Genomic DNA, 19598 nt, shown 5'->3' on the forward strand with positions numbered 1-19598 from the left:
TCACGCATCGAGGCCGCCCGGCACAAGCTGCACGACCTCATCGCGCGGCGGGCGGGCAGCCCCACGGCGCTGATCGCCTATGCCGGCAGCGCGCACCTGGTGTTGCCGGCCACCCAGGATGCCGCCTTGCTCGACAGCTTCCTCCAGGCGCTGGCGCCGGGGCTGATCCAGCGCAGCGGCAAGGATGCGCTGGGCGCCATCGAGATCGCCAAGCGCCTGCTGGCCGCCGAGCAGGCGCCGGGCACCCTGGTGTTGCTCAGCGATGGCGCCGACCCGCAGCAGTTCGACGCCATCGACAAGGCATTGAGTGGCAGCGATCTGCAGGTGCTGGTGCTGGCGGTCGGCAGCCAGGACGGCGGTTTGCTCGCCGGTAGCCAGCAGGACTCCGCCGGCCGCCCGCTGCTCGCCAGCTTCGATGCCCAGGGCTTGAAGGGGCTGGCGAACGCTGCCGACGCGCCGCTGGGCAGCCTGACCCTGAACGACGATGACCTGGACTGGATCGAGCTGCATGCCCAGCAGCACTTCCAGGCCGCCCAGGGCGACGAGCAGCAACTGCACTGGAAGGATGCCGGCTACTGGCTGTGCTGGCCCTTGCTGCTGCTCGCGCTGCTGAGCCTGCGCAAGGGCTGGAAGGTGCACTGGCTCAGCGCGCTGCTGCTGGCCGTCGGCTTGAGCGGCGCGCCGCAGCCGGCGCGTGCCGGCGCGCTCGCCGATGCCTTCTTCACCGCCGATCAGCAGGGGCGCTGGGCCTTCGAACACGAACATTATCCGCAGGCCGCGGCGCACTTCCGCGATCCGTTCTGGAAGGGCGTGGCCGCCTATCACGCAGCGGACTACCCGCTGGCCCTGGCCAGCTTCGCCCGGCTGGACTCGGCGCAGGCGTATTTCTACCTGGGCAACACCTATGTGCGCCTGTCGAAATTCGCTGAGGCCATCGGCGCTTATCAGCAGGCGTTGGCGCGCCAGAAGGATTTCCCCGAGGCGACGGCGAACCTGGCGCTGGCCCAGGCGCTGGAGAAGGATCGCGAGGACCAGCAGGAAGCCGGCCCACCCGGCGACAAGCCCGACCAGGAGGTCTTCGACAATACCGCCGGCAAGGGCCACGACGTGCAGCGCCAGGGCGCCGAAAGGCAGTCGGACGAGCAGTGGCTGAACAATCTCAGCACCTCGCCGGCGCAGTTCCTGCGTCGCAAGTTCAACCTGCAGGATGCCGCAGCGGGAGCCGGATCATGAAGCGCGCATTGCTGCTCCTGCTGCTGTGCCTGCCGCTGCTCGGGCTGGCCGCCGAACCCGAGGTGAAGGTGCGCACCCAGCTGTTGCCGGGTGACAGCGTGATGATCGACGGCACACTGGACCTGCAGGTCGACCTGCTGGTGGACACCTGGTTCAGCCAGCCGCCTCAGTTGCCGGCGCTGAAGCTGGCGGGCGCGCTGGTCTCCGAGCCGAACAGCGAGGCTACGCACCTCACCGAGAAGATCGACGGCAAGACCTTCTTCGGCCTGCGCTACCACTACCGGATCACCGCCCAGGAGGCCCGCCGCTTCGACATTCCCGCGCTGGACATCCAGGTGCAGCCGGGGCAGGGCAGCGGCCCGCTGCAGGTGCGCAGCCAGGCGCTGTATTTCACCGCTCGCCAGCCTGCCGGCGCGGTCGAAGGCGCCGGTCAGCGCCTGGTGGCGAGCGCGGTAAGCATCAGCCAGGAACTCGTGGCCTCCCACGAGCCGCTGCGGGTGGGCGATAGCGTGACGCGCAGGGTGCATGTCCGCGCCGAGGGCGCCCAGGCCATGCTGATCCCCGCGCCTGCATTCGTCGACGTGGACGGGCTGCGGCGCTATGTGCAGGCGCCGACCGTGCAGCCGCTGAGCGATGGGCGTGGCGGTGTACTCGGCGGCGAGCGGATCGACGCGGTGAGCTACGTGATCGACCGCGCCGGCGACTTCCAGCTCCCGGCCATCGAGCTGCGCTGGTGGGCGGCCGATAGCGGCGAGCAGCGTTCGGCTGTCATTCCCGCTCTGAAACTCTCGGCCCAGGCTGCTGCGGCGTACCAGGCGCCGTTCTCCATCAGCGACGATCTGCGCGAACTGGGGCGCAAGGCCCAGGTGCGCATCGCCGGCCACTGGCTGGCGCTGGCAGCCGCGCTGCTGGTGCTGGCAGGCCTCGGTTACGCCGTGCATGCCTGGGGCCATGCAATACGTGTTGCGGTGCAAGGCGCCTTGCAGCGCTGGCGCCAGGCCTGGCAGGAATCCCCGCGGTACGCCTGGCGCCAGGTGCACCGTCAGCTCAAGAGCCAGCCGCCGCAAGTGGGCGCGCTGTACCTGTGGCTTCGCCGGACATCAGGTTGTCGCGAAATGAGTACGGCTATTTCCAGTACGGCCGTCCAAGCCGGCAAACCTTTGCTAGCGTTTCTCAAGGCGCGCTACGGGCGAGCGCAGGCTTCGTCGGGAGACCCGTCCGCGCAGCTGCTCCGGGCGCTGCCGGCGCTGCACCGTGAGCTGGGCCGGAGCGAGCCGACCCGCCCGCCGGCCCATGCCCTCAAACCACTGAATCCGTGATCCAGGGATGTGACATGCATTCGAACCATACTCGACCGATGTTCCGCTGGATGCTCCTGCTGCTCATCGGCCTGCCCATGCTGGCCCAGGCGGCAGACGAGCTGCCGTCCTGGAACGACGGGCCGTCGCGGCAAGCCATAGTCGCCTTCGTCGAGGCGGTGACGAAGGAGGGCGGCAAGGACTTCGTGCCGCCGGCCGAGCGCATCGCCGTGTTCGACAACGACGGCACGCTGTGGAGCGAGCAGCCGATGTACTTCCAGGTGCTGTTCGCCCTCGACGAGGTGAAGCGGCAGGCGCCGCAGCACCCCGAGTGGAAGGACATGCAGCCGTTCAAGGCGGTGCTCGAAGGGGACCAGAAAGCCCTGGCGGCCAGCGGCATGGACGGCATCCTGCGGATTGTCGCCGTCACCCATTCGGGCGTCAGCACCGACGAATTCATCGCCAACGCCCGCCGCTGGCTGGCCCGCGCGCGCCACCCGCGCAGTCAAAAGCCCTACACCGAGATGGTGTTCCAGCCGATGCTGGAGTTGCTGGGTTACCTGCGCGCCAACGGCTTCAAGACCTACATCGTTTCCGGCGGCGAAGTGGCCTTCATGCGTGCCTTCGCCGAGGAGGTCTACGGCATCCCGCCCGAACAGGTGATCGGCACCACCCTGGGCAGCCGCTTCGAGGACCGCAACGGCCAGTTGTCGATCCAGCGCCTGCCCAAGCTGGTGCACAACGACGATGGCCCCGGCAAGCCGGAGAGCATCGACAGCATCATCGGCCGCCGGCCGATCCTGGCCTTCGGCAACTCCGACGGCGACCTGCAGATGCTGCAGTGGACCGTCGCCGGCCAGGGCCTGCGCTTTGCCGGCCTGGTGCACCACACCGATGAAAAGCGCGAGTGGGCCTATGACCGGCAGAGCAAGGTGGGGCGCCTGGACAAGGCGCTCGATATCGCAGGAAGCAAGGGATGGGTGGTAGTGGACATGGCCAGGGAGTGGAAGCGGATCTATCCGTTCGACCAATAGCAAGCCAACAGGCAACACCGCAGGGACACGGGGATTTCCAGTCGGGCAGTCGGCATCTCCAGTGAACGCAGTCGTGGCAAAACGACCAGTAACTGGAATGGAGAGACACCAATGAAGCGCACGGGAAGATGGATATCGCAGTTCGCCCTCGCGGCGACAGCGATAGTGGGGTGTTCAATCGCCAGCGCGGCGGACAAGCCGAACATCCTGGTGATATTCGGCGACGATATCGGCCAGACCAACATCAGCGCCTACGCTTTCGGCGTGGTCGGCTACCAGACGCCGAACATCGACCGCATCGCCAAGGAAGGCATGATGTTCACCGACTACTACGCGGAGAACAGCTGCACCGCCGGCCGCTCGACCTTCATCACCGGCCAGGCGGCGCTGCGTACCGGCCTGTCCAAGGTCGGCATGCCCGGCGTGCCGGTGGGCCTGCAGGACCGCGACGTGACCATCGCCCAGGCACTCAAGGCCCACGGCTATGCCACCGGCCAGTTCGGCAAGAACCACCTGGGCGACAAGGACGAGTACTTGCCGACCAAGCACGGCTTCGACGAGTTCTTCGGCAACCTGTATCACCTCAACGCCGAGGAAGAGCCGGAACGCCCCTACTGGCCCAAGGATGACCAGGACTTCGTCAAGGCCGCCTCTCCCCGTGGTGTGCTGAAGGCCACCGCCGACGGCAAGATCGAGGACACCGGCCCGCTGACCAAGAAGCGCATGGAGACCATCGACGACGACACCACCCAGGCCGCGATCAACTTCATGGACAAGCAGGTGAAGGCGGACAAGCCGTTCTTCGTCTGGATGAACACCACGCGCATGCACGCCTTCACCCACGTGCGTGAGGCCATGCAAGGGCAGAGCGGCATGCTCGGCAACGAGTACGCCGACGGCATGATCGAGCACGACGGCGACGTCGGCAAACTGCTCAAGGCGGTGGATGATCTGAAGATCACCGACAACACCATCGTCATCTACACCACCGATAACGGGCCGAACCAGTGGTCGTGGCCGGATGCGGCGACCACCCCGTTCCGCAACGAGAAGAACTCCAACTGGGAGGGCGCCTACCGGGTGCCGGCGATCATCCGCTGGCCGAACCATGTGAAGCCGGGCACTGTCTCCACGCAGATGTTCTCCGGCCTGGACTGGTTCCCGACCCTGCTCGCCGCCGTGGGTGACACCGACATCAAGGAACGCCTGCTCAAGGGCGCGGATGTCGGCGGCAAGAGCTTCAAGGTGCACCTGGACGGCTACAACCAGCTCGACTACCTGACCGGCAAGGCCGACAAGAGCGCCCGCAACGAGTTCTACTACTTCAGCGATGACGGCGACCTGGTGGGCATGCGCTTCGGCGACTGGAAGCTGGTGTTCTGCGAGCAACGCGCGCCGGGCGGCTTCAAGGTGTGGAGCGAACCGTTCACCTGCCTGCGGGTGCCGAAACTGTTCAACCTGCGCATGGACCCATACGAGCGGGCTGACACGGTCTCCGACCAGTACTACGACTGGCTGACGAAGAACGACTACCTGCTGTTCCAGGGCGAGCGCAAGGCGGCCGCCTTCCTGCAGACCTTCGTCGATTATCCGCCGAGCCAGAAACCGGCGAGCTTCAGCATCGAGTCGGTGCGCAAGGAAGTGGACGCGAAGATCGAAGCGAAGATGAAGCAGGGCGCCAAGTAGTGATCGGCAAGCGGGGCGCCGGGCTTCACGCGCCCCATCCAGTCCCCGCGATGGCTCGGCCATCGCGGGGTTCTCACGTTCTGACAAGGTCGATTCGATGCCCACAGCGGTCAGTTCCTCGCCCATGAACAGCCCCCGCGCTGCCTCCTCGCAGGCACGCCCGCAACCTGCGCTGGCCCTGTGGCTGCCAGCGTTGTTGCTGTTCGCTTCGGGGGGCTCGGCCCTGGTGTTCCAGGTGCTGTGGGTCAAGCAGCTATCGCTGGTGGTGGGGGTGGAGGTGTATGCCGTCACCACGGCGATCAGCGCCTTCTTCGCCGGGTTGGCCCTGGGTGGGCTGGCCTTCGGTCGTCTGGCGGACCGCCTGCAGCGCCCGCTGCGGCTGTATGCCGGGCTGGAATTGCTGGTGGCGCTGCTGGGTGTCGCCAGCACCGTGGCGCTGGCCAATGCCGCCGGCACCTTCGCGTTTCTCGACGAGGCTTTCGGCGCCCTGGCCTGGGCATTGCCCTTCGTGCTGGTGGGCGTGCCGGCCTTCTTCATGGGCGGTACGCTGCCGGTGCTGGTGCGCGCCCTGGAGCCCGCTGATGGCCAGATGGGCCGCGCCGGCGGCGGCCTTTATGCCGCCAATACCGCGGGCGCCATTGCCGGCACGCTGGTCGCTGCCTTCGTGCTGCTGCCCCTGCTGGGCGTGCAGGGCAGTGCCATTGCCGCCGCCGCATTCAACCTGATCGCTGCGGCCGGTGCGTTGCTGATCCGCCGCGAGAGCGCCGCGCCTGCCGCTCCGGCAGCGCAAGCCGCCGAACCGCGCAGCCGTGGCGCACGCCTGGCGATTGCCTTGTACTGCATCGCCGGTGGCGTGGCGCTGGGTTACGAGGTGGTCTGGACCCAGTCCATCGTCCAGTTCATGAGCACCCGCACCTTCGCCTTTGCCGTGGTGCTGGCCACCTACCTTTGCGGGCTGGTGCTGGGTAGCGCCCTGTATGCCCGGCGCGCTGATCGCCTCCGCGACCCCTGGGGCCTGTTCGGCCTGCTCATCGCCGCCGCCGGGCTGCTGGCGATTGCGCAGATCGCCGGCCTCGGCACCTGGCTGATCGGCCTGCAGACCCGCGCCGAATGGCTGGTGCTGCAAGCCGGCGGCAGCGAGCTGACGGGCATGTGCGCACGTTTCGCGGTGGCGGCGCTGTGCGTGGTGTTCCTGCCGACGACCCTGCTCGGCGCGGCTTTCCCGATTGCCTTGCGGCTGTCGGTGGATCGCCAGCATGTGGGCCGCGATGTCGGTGTGGTGGTGGCGCTCAATACCCTGGGCGGCATTGTCGGGGTGATGCTCACCGGCTTCGTATTGGTGCCGGGCCTGGGGCTGGTGCGTACGTTGGCTGTACTCGGGGCGCTGGCCGCAGTGGTCGGTCTGCTCGCGGTCTGGCGCGGGGAAGGCGTGGGCCGGGTGCTGCGTTTCGCCGTGGTCGCCGTGGCGCTGCTGACCGTGGGCATCGGCGCGCTGACGCCGCCGCAGCACCTGGCCGAGCTGATGCCGGGCGCGCGCAACGGGCGGATCGGTTTCTATGCCGAAGGCCGCGGCGGTACGGTGGCGGTGATCGAGCAGGGCAGGGGCGACAACCGCTTCAGCCGGCTGTACATCCAGGGCGTCTCCAATACCGGCGACGCCATGCCTTCGCTGCGCTACATGCGCCTGCAGGCGTTGCTGCCGCTGCTGATCCACAACGGCGAGCCGCGCTCGGCGCTGGTGATCGGCTTCGGCACCGGCATCACCGCCGGCGCCATGCTGCGCTACCGCGACCTGCAACACCCGGTGGTGGCCGAGCTGCTGCCCGAAGTGCTGGCTGCGGCGCCGAGCTTCAAGGGCAACTTCGACGCCATCCACGACCCGCGCCTGGACATCCGCCTGCGCGATGGTCGCCGCGAGCTGCTGCGCAGCGACGAGCGCTACGACATGATCACCCTGGAACCGCCGCCGCCCTCGGCGGCTGGCGTGGTCAACCTGTATTCCCGCGACTTCTACCAGCTCGCCGCCTCCCGGTTGGAGGAGGGCGGTGTCGTCGCCCAGTGGCTGCCGCTGCCAACCCAGAACGACGAGGAAAGCCGCTCGCTGGTGCGCAGCTTCATCGACGTTTTCCCCTACGCTACGCTGTGGACCACCGAGTTCCACGAGATGCTGCTGGTGGGCTCGCTGCAGCCGCTGCACCTGGATGTGACGAGCATCCGCAAGCGCTTCGAGCAACCGGAAGTCGCCGCTGCCCTGGGTGAGGTGGGCGTCGACTCGGTCGAAGCCCTGCTCGCCACCTGGGTTACCGACCGCGCCGGGCTGGAGAAATATGCCGGTGACGCGCTGCCGGTGACCGACGACCAGCCGCGCATCGAGTACGCGCCCTGGGTCCGCTCGAAGGAGATCGCCCGCGTGCTGCCGACGCTGCTAGCGCTGCGTTCCGCGCCGCCGCTGGAGAACGCGCTGCCTCCGGTGCAGGCCTCGGTCAATGATTACTGGCTGCGACTGCGGCGTTTCTACGACCTGAGCCTGCATGCCTATCGCGGCGACCGCCAGGCCTGGGCGCGAGACGCGCGCCAGGTCGCTCTGGACGACGGGGATAACCCCTATTACCGCTGGTTCCTCGGCGGGCCCTGAGCCTGCGCCGGCGGTCACAGATTGCTTCACTGCGGCGCGGTGCCCAGCGGGTTCCTGTAAGTCAGACGTGTCTCCACAGCAGGTGAATCATCATGCAGATCAGAGGCCTCGTCAGCACCCTGTCGGTGTCTGTGGTGTTGCTGCTGTCGTTGTGCGCGGGAGCCCGGGCAGCCGAGGCCAAACTGCCGGATGCCAGTTTGTCGGCCAAGGAGCAGGCTGAAGTCGATGCCATGGTGCTGCCCGTTCCCGAGGCCTGGAAAGGCGATCTGGACGGCATGCAGAAACGTCGGCTGGTGCGAATTCTGGTGCCCTACAGTCGTACTTTCTTCGTGGTCGACCGCGGCCGTGAGCAAGGCATCAGCTACGAGTTGGGCAAGGCCCTGGAGGTCTGGCTCAACAAACGCCATCCGTATGAGCGCAAGTCCCTGCAGTGGCGGGTGATGTTCATACCGGTTGCCCGCAACGAGCTGATGCCCAAGCTCAATGCAGGCGTTGGCGATATCGCCGCGGGCGGGCTGACCATCACCGAGGGGCGCTTGCAGAGCGTGGATTTCGCCGCGCCATTCGCCAGCACCATCAACGAGGTCGTGGTCAGTGCGCCGGGCAGCAAGCCGCTGAGCTCCCTTGAGGACTTGTCGGGCCAGCAGGTGATGGTTCGTCAGTCGAGCAGCTATTACGAGCACCTGGTCGAGCTTAATCGCACCTTCAAGGACAAGGGGCTGGCGCCGGTCGATATCGTCCTCGCCGACGAGAACCTGGAGTCGGAAGACCTGCTGGAGATGGTCAACAGCAAGCTGATCAACACCATCGTCGTCGACCTCTACCTGGCCAAGGCCTGGAGCAAGCTCTACAAGGACATGCAGATCCATGAGGACATCGTCCTGCACGAGGGCTCCGAGTTCGCCTGGGCCATCCGCAAGGACAGCCCGAAGCTGAAGGACGAACTGGCCGGCTTCGTGAAGACCCACAAGGTCGGTACCACCTTCGGCAACTCGCTGCGCAACAAATACGTGAAGACCAGCAAGCCGCTGCTGGATGCGACCTCGGAAGAGGACATGAAGAACTTCCAGCAGATGGTCGGCGTATTCAAGAAGCACGCCGGCACCTATTCCTTCGACTACCTGATGCTGTTGGCCCAGGGCTATCAGGAATCACAGCTCAATCAGAAGGCCCGCAGCGCGCGGGGAGCGGTCGGGGTGATGCAGTTGCTGCCGGCCACGGCCGCGGACAAGTCGGTCGGGATCGTCGGTATCGACAAGAGCACCGACAAGAACGTCGAGGCAGCGGCCAAGTACATGCGCCTGCTGTCGGACAAGTACCTGGACGACCCGGCACTGACACCGCTCAACCGCACGCTCATGACCTTCGCCGCCTACAACGCCGGGCCGGGCAACCTGATGAAATTCCGCCGTCTGGCGGAGAAGTCACAGCTGGACCCGAACATCTGGTTCGGCAACGTCGAGCATGCCGCTGCCCGCATCGTCGGCCGCGAGACGGTCGACTACGTGGGCAACATCTACAAGTACTACGTGGCTTACAAACTGGCGCAGGGCAAGAGCGGGCGCACCCAGAAGGACGTGCAGGGTGAAGTGCAGGCGACGACCCGCTGAATGATTCGGTGCCGCCGGGAAGGTCTCACTCGCGCTCGGGCAGGAGCTTACCGTCAAGATAGGGAGCTGCAAGCTCCAGGGCGCCACGCCCACCCCGACGCAGGCAGGCCAGCAGGGACAGCCAGGGGATGTCGGTCATGACCACGGCATCCGCAGTCAATGTCTGCACCTCTCCGGCGGTGCCGCCTGCCGGGCCGCCGTCAGGCATGTAGACCAGCAGCCAATCCCCGCGGGCCTCCAGCGACAGGCCAAAGCGGTAGCCGCTCTCCTGGATGACCATCACCACCCTGGCCCCTTCGATATTCTCCATGCCGGTGAAGCGGGCGGTTGCGTCCTTGAGCAACTGGTAGCCGGGCAGGTTGCCGAGCAGTTTGTCTTCCAGCGCCTGCAGAGCTCGTGATGCCACGGCGGTCCTGGCCAGCAGGCCCGCCAGGAAGCAGAAGAGCAGCAGCAGGAAGACGGCTGCCACCGTAACGGAGGTGGCCCCCGCGATGGAGAAGCCTTCGAAGATCGGCAGCACCTTCTGCAAGGGGCCGCTGAGCAGGTGGATGGCCTTTTCGATGAGGATGAACAGCAGCACGAGCGGGAGGATGAACAGCAGCCCGCCGGCGATGGTGGTCTTGATGAAGCGGAACATGCGCAGTCTCCTTGACTTTGCGGCCCGACTCCATGGGATCGCCCCAGGCCCTGTCTGTCGCTAGAGCTTAGACGTGTGTGGGGCCGGCACCCGGCGGATCTGCCCGCCCATCAGCCCAGGCCATGAGCATTTCACGACAGTGCCTGCATCAGCCGAGAACTCGGGTGAGGGTCTTTGCCGAGCTTTCCTCGCAGCCCTATCCGGCAACGCGTGTTTCTTTCGGGTAACTCACGGCGCACTCATACCTAAGTATGAGTTTCTGAATCGCTACTTCGTCGCTTACGCCGCTCTCTCGTACTGATTAGTTTTCCCGGGCCAACACCAACCACGGGAAAGCCGCATGACAACAACAAGAGCGCGCGCCGGATTCGCCCCGAATGCCCTGGCGCTTGCCGTTGCACTGGGCTGTGCCGCACAGGCCCAGGCCGTCACGTTCAATATCGGCGAGATCGAGGGCACCTTCGACTCGTCCCTGTCCGTGGGGGCCAGCTGGGCGCTACGCGGTGGCGATCCGGACCTCATCGGCGTCAACAACGGCGGCAAGGGCCTGTCGCAGACCACCGACGACGGCCACCTGAACTTCAAGAAGGGCAAGACCTTCTCGAAGATCTTCAAGGGTATCCACGACCTCGAACTGAAGTACGAAGACACCGGCGTGTTCCTGCGCGGCAAGTACTGGTACGACTTCGAGCTCAAGGACGAGAGCCGGCCGTTCAAGGACATCGATGACAGCGGTCGCAAGGAGGGCGCGAAATCCGCCGGTGCGCAGATGCTCGATGCCTTCGTCTACCACAACTACACCATCGCCGATCAGCCGGGCTCGGTGCGCCTGGGCAAACAGGTGGTGAGCTGGGGGGAGAGCACCTTCATCCTCAACAGCATCAACTCGATCAACCCGCTCGACGTTGCCGCCTTCCGCCGTCCCGGCGCCGAGATCAAGGAAGGCCTGATCCCGGTGAACATGTTCTACGTGTCGCAGAGCCTGACCGACAGCCTCTCGGCGGAAGCCTTCTACCAGCTGGAATGGGACCAGACGGTCGTCGACAACTGCGGCACCTTCTTCTCCCAGGCGGACGTGGTGGCCGACGGCTGCAGCAACAACCTGCGCCTGCTCACCAACAACCTGGCCGCCGGCAATGCCATCAACGCCGCGCTGCCGGGCACCAGCATGGACATCGACCAGAACGGCGAGGGCACCCTGGTCCGCCGTGGTCCCGACCGTGACGCCCGTGACGGCGGCCAGTGGGGCCTGGCGCTGCGCTACATGTTCGACCCGCTGAACACCGAGTTCGGCGCGTACTTCATGAACTACCACAGCCGCGCGCCGTTCCTCAGCGTGACCGCCCCTTCGCAGGGGCTGTACAACGTGGCCGGTCGCACCGGCGCGGCCGCGCCGCTGGTGGTGGCGGGCAACTCCAGCTACTTCATGGAGTACCCGGAAGACATCCACCTGTACGGCCTGAGCTTCTCCACCACGTTGCCCACCGGCACCGCCTGGAGCGGCGAGATCAGCTACCGGCCCAACGCCCCGGTGCAGCTCAACACCACCGACCTGCTGTTCTCCGGCGTCGGCCCGCTGGCGGCGATCAACCCGGTGGCCTATGCGGCCTACGGCAATGCCTCGGTACTCCAGGCCACGCCGGGTGGCGACCTGCACGGCTACCGCCGCAAGGAGATCACCCAGTTCCAGACCACCCTGACGCACTTCTTCGACCAGGTCATGGGCGCCGAGCGCCTGACCCTGGTGGGCGAGGTGGGCGTGGTGCATGTCGGCGGGCTCGACTCGACCCGTGATGCGCGTTACGGCCGCGATCCGGTCTACGGGCCGGGACCGCTGCCGGCCACCGGCTCGGTCGACACCTGCCGCGCGCTGAACCAAACCACCATCGCCGGCGCAGTAGGCAACAACGACTTCACCAACCTGACCAGCAACTGCACCGATGACGGCTACGTCACCGCCACCTCCTGGGGCTACCGCGCCCGCGCGATCTGGGACTACAACAGCGTCTTCGCCGGGGTCAACCTGCGGCCGAACATCAGTTGGTCGCAGGACGTCCACGGCTACGGCCCCAACGGGCTGTTCAACGAAGGCAGCAAGGCGGTCAGCTTCGGCATCGATGCGGACTACGCCAACACCTACACCACCAGCCTTTCCTACACCGACTTCTTTGGCGGCGACTACAACACGTCGGTCGACAGGGACTTCGTCGCGCTCAGTTTCGGCGTGAACTTCTAACCCAGGGGACCCTGCCATGCAGACTCAGAAAACCTTGTTGAAATCCGGCGTGCTGGCCCTCTCCCTGCTGGCCAGCAGCGTCATGGCTGGCGCCCCGGCGGCCGAAGTGGCGCAGCTGGGGGCAACCCTCACGCCCATGGGTGCGGAGAAGGCCGGTAACGCCGACGGCAGCATCCCGGCCTGGACCGGCGGCCTGCCGACGAATGCCGGTGCGGTGGACGGCAAGGGCTTCCTGGCCGATCCGTTCGCCAGCGAGAAGCCGCTGTTCGTCATCACCGCGGCCAACGCGGCGCAGTACAAGGACAAGCTCACCGAAGGCCAGATGGCGATGTTCAAGCGCTATCCGGACAGCTACAGGATCCCGGTGTACCCGACGCACCGCACCGCGGCGCTGCCCGACGACATCTACGCCGCGATCAAGAGCAGCGCCCAGCACACCGAGCTGGTCGGCGGCGGAAACGGCCTGCAGAACTTCGACAGCCACTACTACGCCTTCCCGATTCCGAAGACTGGCGTGGAACTGGTGTGGAACCACGAAACCCGTTACCGCGGCGGTAACATCCATCGCTACATCACCCGCGTACAGCCGCAGGTGGATGGCTCGTTCTCGATGGTGCACTTCGAGGACGAAGTGTCTTATCCCGCCAACCTGCCGGACTTCGACAAGGCCAAGGGCGACAACATCCTCTTCTATTTCATCCAGCGGGTGACTGCGCCGGCGCGCCTGGCGGGCAACGTGCTGCTTGTCCACGAGACCATCGATCAGGTGAAGGAACCGCGCCAGGCGTGGCTCTACAACGCCGGGCAGCGCCGCGTGCGGCGTGCCCCGCAGGTCGCCTACGACGGCCCGGCAACCGCCGCCGACGGCCTGGCCACCTCCGACAACTACGACATGTACAACGGCTCGCCGGATCGCTACGACTGGAAGCTGGTCGGCAAGAAGGAACTGTACATCCCCTACAACAGCTACAAGCTCGATTCGCCGTCGCTCAAGTACGACGACATCATCAAGCCGGGGCATATCAACCAGGACCTGACCCGCTACGAGCTGCACCGGGTGTGGGAAGTGGTGGGCACGCTCAGGGACGGTGAGCGGCACATCTACGCCAAGCGCCACATGTTCTTCGACGAGGACACCTGGCAACTGGCCGAGGTCGACCACTACGACGGTCGTGGCCAGCTCTGGCGCGTCGGCGAAGGCCATGCCCAGCAGTATTACAACCAGAAAGTGCCGGGCTACACCGCCGAGACTCTCTACGATGTCATCTCCGGCCGCTACTCGGTCATGGGCCTGAAGAACGAAGAGAGGCAGAGCATCGTGTTCGGCGCCAAGGCGCTTGCCGCGGACTACACCCCGGCAGCATTGCGCCAGACGGGTGTTCGCTGACCTCAGCCGTTTCACCGAGCAACTCCGTGTTGGGCGGCCGAACGGCCGCCCTTTTTTATGCCTGATCGTCGGCAAGCCCAATACAGTCAAGGGGGCAAGCCGTACCATGGCGGACTTTGTATCAGCGAGTAACGCCATGCCCACGGCCAACATCTACTCAGACCCGTGCCGCGTTCCCTCGTTGCCCACCGGTTTTCTGCCACGCCCCCGTCTGAGCAAGACCCTGCTGGCTGCGCGCTGCCGCTTGCGGCTGATCTGCGCCCCGGCTGGTAGCGGCAAGAGCGTGCTGCTGCGCGAGTGCGCACTGGCCCGCCCCGAGCAGACCCAGGTGCTGTGGCTCGACCTCAAGGGCCTGGTGCTGGATGACGCGGCCTTGCTGCGCCTGCTGGCCTCGGCGCTGGAGCTCGCCGACAGCGACCCCATCGGCGTACTCAACAGTCTGGCGCAACGCGAAAGTGCGCTGTGGATCATGCTCGATGACCTGCCGCGGGCGACGGACGAGCGTATCGACCGTCTGCTCGAACTGTTGCTGCGAGCATCCGCGCCGACCGTCACCTGGTGGATCGCCAGTCGCCGCCGGCCCGCCTGCAAGCTGGAGCGCCTGCTGCTGGACGGCGAGCTGCTGGAGCTCGGTGCAGAAGACCTGGCCATGACGGCCGCCGAGCTGGGCGAGCTGTTGGGCAGCCTGTATGGCGAGGTGCCGGTGACCAGCGTGCAGACCCTGATGCTGCAGACCGATGGCTGGTTTGCCGGCATCCGTCTGCGCCTGCATGGCCGAGACCCCGGACAGCTGCCCGAGGCGATGCAGGGCAACGCGCTGGTACGGCGTTATCTGGAGCAGGAGGTGCTGGCGGAGCTTTCGGGCGAGCTGCGTGACGCGCTGTGCAAGCTGTCCTGTCTGCAGGACTTCGATGATTCGCTGTGCGATCACGTGCTGGGCGCCGGCGAAGGCAAGCAACTGCTGCAACAGTTGCTCGACGCTGGCGTGTTTATCGAAACGCTCGATGCTGACCTGGGGCTGTATCGCGTGCGGCCGGCGGTGGGCAGCATTCTCGCGGCGGAAGTGGCCCAGGGCCTGAAGCGCGCCCTGTATCGCCACGCCTGCCAGTGGTCCGCCGGGCGCAATCAGGTTCGCCAGGCTATCGATTACGCGCTGCTCGCCGAGCAACCCGAAATCGCTGCCAGCCTGCTGCAGCACTTCACCCGCGACCGCCTGCTGCACGGCAGCCAGATGGCGCGCGTGCTCAGGTGGCGCAACCTGCTGCCGGGCGAGCTGATCTCCAGTACGCCACGCCTGTTGATCCTGAATTCCTGGGCACTGCTGATCAGCGGCCGTCTCGATGAGGCGGAAGTCTGCGCGGCGCAGCTGCAACGCTTCCTGCCGCAGCCGACGGCGCAACGCCAGCGCGAGCTGCTCGCGCAGTGCCAGGCGCTGACCGGCAAGCTCGAATACCACCGGGGCAAGGCCGACGCACGGCACATGCGCGAGGCGCTGGAGCATCTGCCGGAGTCTGCCTGGGCGCAGCATGTGATCGTGCTTACCGCGCTGATCGAAGTGGAAATCGTCGACGGGCGAATGGAGACGGCCGAGCAGTTCCATCGCGATGCCATCAAGATGGCGCGCCGCCATGGAAGCCGCATGCTGGAAGCGGTGCTGCTGTTGCAGCAGGTGCATCTGCTGGAAATGCGCGGCGAGCTCAGTCAGGCGCTGCACCTGACCGAGCAGTTGCACCGGGAGTTGTGCGCCGAGGGCAAGGGCGAGGCCAACCCGCTGCGCGGCCGCACGCGGCTGCGCCTGGGTGCCTTGCTGGCGCGCCGGGGAGATTACGCAGCGGCCCGTGGGCACTATGAAGCCGGGCTGCAGGAGTGCCTGGACTGCGAAGACCCGGCTGCCTCCTGGGGCTACATCGGCCTGGCCGAACTCGATGCGCTGCACAAGTCGCTCGGCCAGGCGCACCAGCGCCTGGCCGATGCGGAGCGCCTACTGCAGTTCCGCAACATCACTGAGCCGCTGTACCAGAACCTGCTGCTGCTCGGCTACGCCCGCCTGTGGATTCAGGAAGGCCATGCTGGCCGCGCTCGTAGCGCGCTGGAGGAGGGGCTGCGGCAGTACAGCGGCGCAGAGTGCTGCCGGCCACCGTACGGCAATCCCGAGCTGGTTCAGCACCTGCAGGTAGCGTTGCTGCATGCACGCCAGGCGATGGGTGAAGACGTCAGCGAAGCCTTCGAGGGCATGCTCAAGGCGGCCCTGCGGCAGGAGCGCCGCAGCCTGGCCATCGAGTTGTGGTTCGGCATGGCCGAAGCCCTCTATGCCAAGGGCCAGCAGGGCGGCGCGCAGCGGGCGCTGCTCGATGCGATGGCGCTGTCCCGGCAGACTGGCATGCTCAGCGCCGAGTACCAATGCAGCCTGCGCAACCCCGGCCTGATTCGCTGGGGCAAGGACTCGCTCAGACCCAAGGACCAGCAGGCCACTGCCGTGTTGCTCAGCCCGCGCGAGCTGTCGGTGCTGAAGATGATTGCCCAGGGGCTGTCCAACCAGGACATCGCCGAGCAGCTGTTCATCTCCCTGCACACCGTCAAGAGCCATGCGCAGAAGATCAACGTGAAGCTGGGAGTGGCCCGGCGTACCCAGGCCATTGTTCGCGCCAAGGAGCTGGGGCTGGTGCGCTAGCGTCGAGCCGCACTAGCGATATGGCGGGCCTTCGGGATCGGCAGTGGCGCTGCCTTCGAGCAGTTGCCGGCGTACCCCGCGCGGCGTGTCGTCGAACCAGCGACGGCAGGCGCGATTGAACACGCTCTGCTCGCTGTAGCCCAACAACCCCGCGACCTGCGCCATCGGCATGTGGCGCTCGGCAAGGTAGCGTTGCGCGCAGGAGCGCCGGGCCTGTTCGAGCACCTGCTCGAATCCCGTACCGAGCTCCGCCAGGCGCCGTTGCAGCACCCGCTCATGCAGGCCGAGCTGTTCGGCGATCAGGCTTATCCGGCAGCGCTGGGTGGGCAGGGTCCGCAGGATCAGGTTTTCCACCTGGCGTACCAGGCCGATGGCCGCCTGGGCGTCGAAGGGGCGCAGGTAATCCAGCATCACCCGGTGCAGCTGCGGGTCCTGCTGTTCGATGCGCATGCCCAGTTGCTCATTGCTCAGCACCAGGGCGTTGCAGTCCTGGTTGAAGTACGCCGCGGCCTTGAAGTAGCGCTTGTAGCGCGCCAGCGGCAGTGCGCTGGCGCCGCTGAGCAGCACCGAGCGAGCGCTGAACTGGCTGCCGCAGAGAAGCTTCAGGGTGTTGTGGCCGACCCCCAGTGCCAGTTCCTGCATCTGCCGCAGGCGCGTGGGGCCGGGCAGGCGAATCTCGATCAGCAGCCGTGGTGCCTGGTGGTCACTGCGGTCGAGTTGCACATCGATGCCGGGGCTGTGATAGCCGATGAACCGCGAGATTTCCTCCAGCGCCTGGCCCACCGTGGCTGAGTTCCGCGCGATCAGCGCCACCGGTCCGAGCACGTGCAGGTCCTGGTATTCCGCCATGCGCAGACCGAGGTCTGGGCAATCCAGTTCGCTGGCGGCGCATTCGAGCACGCCAACCAGGGCGCGCAGCGGTACCCGTGCCTCGTCGTCTTCGAGCGCGGCGGGGGCTATCTGGAAGCGCCGTAGCAGGTGCTCGCAATCCCCGCCCAACTGGGCGACCAGCTGCGGAAAGCCGATGAACGAGGTGGTGCGGATGAGGGTGGTCACAGTCGTCAAAAATCAAAAAGCAGTCGTTGAAAGTCAATTAATGTGCGCCTCGGCGGCGAAGAATTCCAGCGGTCTGCGCCGAGAACTGCTGCTCGGTGCGTATCGCCCGCAAACCGAGAAGAACAAGTATGGAATTCGACTACATCATCGTGGGTGCCGGCTCGGCCGGCTGCGTACTGGCCAATCGTCTGAGTGCCGACCCCTCGGTCCGGGTGTGCCTGCTGGAGGCCGGTTCGGAAGACACCTCGCCGCTGATCCACACGCCGATCGGCGTCGCCGCCATCCTGCCGACCCGCCACGTCAACTGGGCCTTGCAGACGGTCCCGCAACCGGGCCTGGGCGGGCGCGTGGGCTACCAGCCACGCGGCAAGACCCTCGGCGGCAGCAGCTCGATCAACGGCATGATCTACATCCGCGGGCATCGCAGCGACTACGACGACTGGCAGGCCCTGGGCAATCCGGGTTGGGGCTATGACGACGTGCTGCCGTACTTCCGCAAGAGCGAAGGCCATCACCTGGGCGGCTGTGACTACCACGGTGGCGAGGGCGAGTTGTACGTCGGCCGGGTGCAGCCGCACGCGGTCACCAATGCCTTCCTCGATGCGGCCCAACAGGCCGGGCACGCGCGCAACGCCGACTTCAATGGTGCCGAGCAGGAAGGGGTAGGGCACTACGACGTGACCATCCGCGAGGGCCGGCGCTGGAGCACCGCTTCGGCCTTCCTCAAGCCCATCCGCGAACTGCGCGGCAACCTCACGGTAATTACCGGAGCCACCGCCCAGCGCATCCTGCTGCAAGGCAAGCGCGCGGTGGGCATGCAGGTGTCGGTCAAGGGTGAACGCCTGGAGCTCAAGGCACGCAAGGAAGTCCTGATCAGCGCGGGGGCGTTCGGCAGCCCGCAGTTGCTGATGCTGTCCGGCATCGGTGCCGAGGCCGAGCTGAAACCTCACGGCATTGCTCTGCAGCATGAGCTGCCCGGCGTGGGCAAGAACCTCCAGGACCACCCGGACTTCGTCGCCTGCTACAAGAGCCATGACACCAGCCTGCTGGGCATCTCCGCCAGGGGCACGGTGCGCATGGGCAAGGCCTTCTTCGATTACACCCGCCAGCGCACCGGCCCCTTCGCCAGCAACTGCGCCGAAAGCGGTGGCTTCCTGAAAACCTCTGCGGATCTGTCGCGCCCGGATATCCAGTTGCACGCGGTGATCGGCCCGATCGACGATCACGGTCGCAAGCTGCACTGGGGGCATGGATTCAGCTGCCATGTCTGCGTGCTGCGGCCGAAAAGCATCGGCAGCGTCGGCCTGAACTCGGCAGACCCCTTCGCCGCGCCGCGCATTGACCCGAACTTCCTCGGCCATGACGACGACGTCAGCACGCTGCTCAAGGGCTACCGTATGGTGCAGGACATCGCCGGCCAGGCGCCGCTCGCCAGGTACGGCCTGAAGGATATGTACGGCCGGAACCTCTCCAGCGACGAGCAGCTGATCGACCTGCTGCGCAAGCGCACCGATACCGTCTACCACCCGGTCGGCACCTGCAAGATGGGCAGCGACGAGATGGCGGTAGTGGACGGGCAGCTGCGCGTGCACGGCATTGAGGGCTTGCGGGTCGTCGATGCCTCGATCATGCCCACCTTGATCGGCGGCAACACCAACGCCCCGTCGATCATGATCGCGGAGCGGGCTGCAGAGTGGATTATCGCGGCCTGAGTAGCGCCCGCGCCGTCTTCAACCCTGCCTGGGCGCCGCATGCACGGCTGCATGAGGTGTGGCAGCTGGGCACCAACACCGCGCTGGGCGTGTTCAGCCTGTGGCTGGTCTGGTTCCGCCACGAGCTGCGGCTGCCAATCTTCGTCACTGGTGACTTCCTGCTGAGCTACGGGTTGCGCGCAAGCTACGGCGGCTCGATTGTGCTCAGCGACAGCACGGAGAAAATGATCCTCGGCGTCAATCTGGGATTGTTCGCCTACACACTTGCCATCCTCATGGCCGCCGTTGCCGTGATAATGGACAGTCGCAGCCGACCGGCAGGGGCGGCTGCCCGCCACGGGCGTAACCTGAGCAAGTCCGGCTAGGCGCGCCCACGGCAGGTTGGGGGATTCTGTTGCCGACC

13 protein-coding genes are annotated in these 19598 nt (G+C 66.2%); 11 read left to right on the forward strand and 2 right to left on the reverse strand.

The features are described 5' to 3' along the window. The 6 genes from QO207_RS22455 to QO207_RS22480 form a co-directional block, all read left to right on the forward strand. The coding region (locus QO207_RS22455; protein WP_301534504.1) for a VWA domain-containing protein at positions 1–1233 on the forward strand (1233 nt) is incomplete at its 5' end. Then, positions 1230–2552: a hypothetical protein gene (locus QO207_RS22460; protein WP_301534505.1), complete on the forward strand. Its 1323-nt coding sequence runs from the start codon at positions 1230–1232 to the stop codon at positions 2550–2552. The genes QO207_RS22455 and QO207_RS22460, both read left to right, overlap by 4 nt. 14 nt (positions 2553–2566) lie before the next feature. Beyond that, positions 2567–3565: an HAD family phosphatase gene (locus QO207_RS22465; RefSeq protein ID WP_301534506.1), complete on the forward strand. Its 999-nt coding sequence runs from the start codon at positions 2567–2569 to the stop codon at positions 3563–3565. A gap of 111 nt (positions 3566–3676) precedes the next feature. Continuing rightward, positions 3677–5251 (forward strand): arylsulfatase, encoded by a 1575-nt coding sequence (locus QO207_RS22470; RefSeq protein WP_301534507.1) that lies wholly within the window; start codon positions 3677–3679, stop codon positions 5249–5251. 124 nt (positions 5252–5375) lie between these two features. Continuing rightward, positions 5376–7886, forward strand: coding sequence for a fused MFS/spermidine synthase (locus QO207_RS22475; RefSeq protein WP_301534508.1), 2511 nt, complete (start codon positions 5376–5378; stop codon positions 7884–7886). A 92-nt stretch (positions 7887–7978) separates the two neighbouring features. Further along, positions 7979–9496 carry a lytic transglycosylase F gene (locus tag QO207_RS22480; RefSeq protein WP_301534509.1) on the forward strand — a complete coding sequence of 506 codons (1518 nt, stop codon included), beginning with the start codon at positions 7979–7981 and terminating at the stop codon, positions 9494–9496. A gap of 25 nt (positions 9497–9521) precedes the next feature. Here QO207_RS22480 and QO207_RS22485 read toward each other — a convergent pair whose 3' ends face one another. Beyond that, a complete protein-coding gene (locus QO207_RS22485; protein WP_301534510.1) occupies positions 9522–10133 on the reverse strand; it encodes a hypothetical protein in 612 nt (203 codons plus the stop codon). 340 nt (positions 10134–10473) lie between these two features. Between QO207_RS22485 and QO207_RS22490 the strand changes: the two genes are divergently transcribed. The 3 genes from QO207_RS22490 to QO207_RS22500 all read left to right on the forward strand — a co-directional run bounded on the left by QO207_RS22490 (position 10474) and on the right by QO207_RS22500 (position 16427). Beyond that, positions 10474–12369, forward strand: coding sequence for a DUF1302 domain-containing protein (locus QO207_RS22490; RefSeq protein ID WP_301534511.1), 1896 nt, complete (start codon positions 10474–10476; stop codon positions 12367–12369). Positions 12370–12385: 16 nt separating this feature from the next. Beyond that, positions 12386–13756 carry a DUF1329 domain-containing protein gene (locus QO207_RS22495; protein ID WP_301534512.1) on the forward strand — a complete coding sequence of 457 codons (1371 nt, stop codon included), beginning with the start codon at positions 12386–12388 and terminating at the stop codon, positions 13754–13756. A 136-nt stretch (positions 13757–13892) separates the two neighbouring features. After that, positions 13893–16427: a LuxR C-terminal-related transcriptional regulator gene (locus tag QO207_RS22500; RefSeq protein ID WP_301534513.1), complete on the forward strand. Its 2535-nt coding sequence runs from the start codon at positions 13893–13895 to the stop codon at positions 16425–16427. 12 nt (positions 16428–16439) lie between these two features. Here the strand turns inward: QO207_RS22500 and QO207_RS22505 are convergent, their stop codons facing one another. Continuing rightward, the gene (locus QO207_RS22505) at positions 16440–17483 is read right to left on the reverse strand and encodes an AraC family transcriptional regulator (protein WP_301534514.1); all 1044 of its coding nucleotides are present in this window, start codon (positions 17481–17483) and stop codon (positions 16440–16442) included. Positions 17484–17611: 128 nt separating this feature from the next. Between QO207_RS22505 and QO207_RS22510 the strand changes: the two genes are divergently transcribed. Both QO207_RS22510 and QO207_RS22515 read left to right on the forward strand, forming a co-directional pair. Beyond that, positions 17612–19195 carry a GMC family oxidoreductase gene (locus QO207_RS22510; protein WP_301534515.1) on the forward strand — a complete coding sequence of 528 codons (1584 nt, stop codon included), beginning with the start codon at positions 17612–17614 and terminating at the stop codon, positions 19193–19195. Then, positions 19177–19560, forward strand: a complete 384-nt coding sequence (locus tag QO207_RS22515) for a hypothetical protein (RefSeq protein WP_301534516.1) — start codon at positions 19177–19179, stop codon at positions 19558–19560. Before QO207_RS22510 ends, QO207_RS22515 begins: the two co-directional genes overlap by 19 nt. The last annotated feature ends 38 nt before the right edge of the window (positions 19561–19598 follow it).

This window comes from Pseudomonas sp. CAN1, from assembly GCF_030462585.1.
Classification (GTDB): Bacteria; Pseudomonadota; Gammaproteobacteria; order Pseudomonadales; family Pseudomonadaceae; genus Pseudomonas.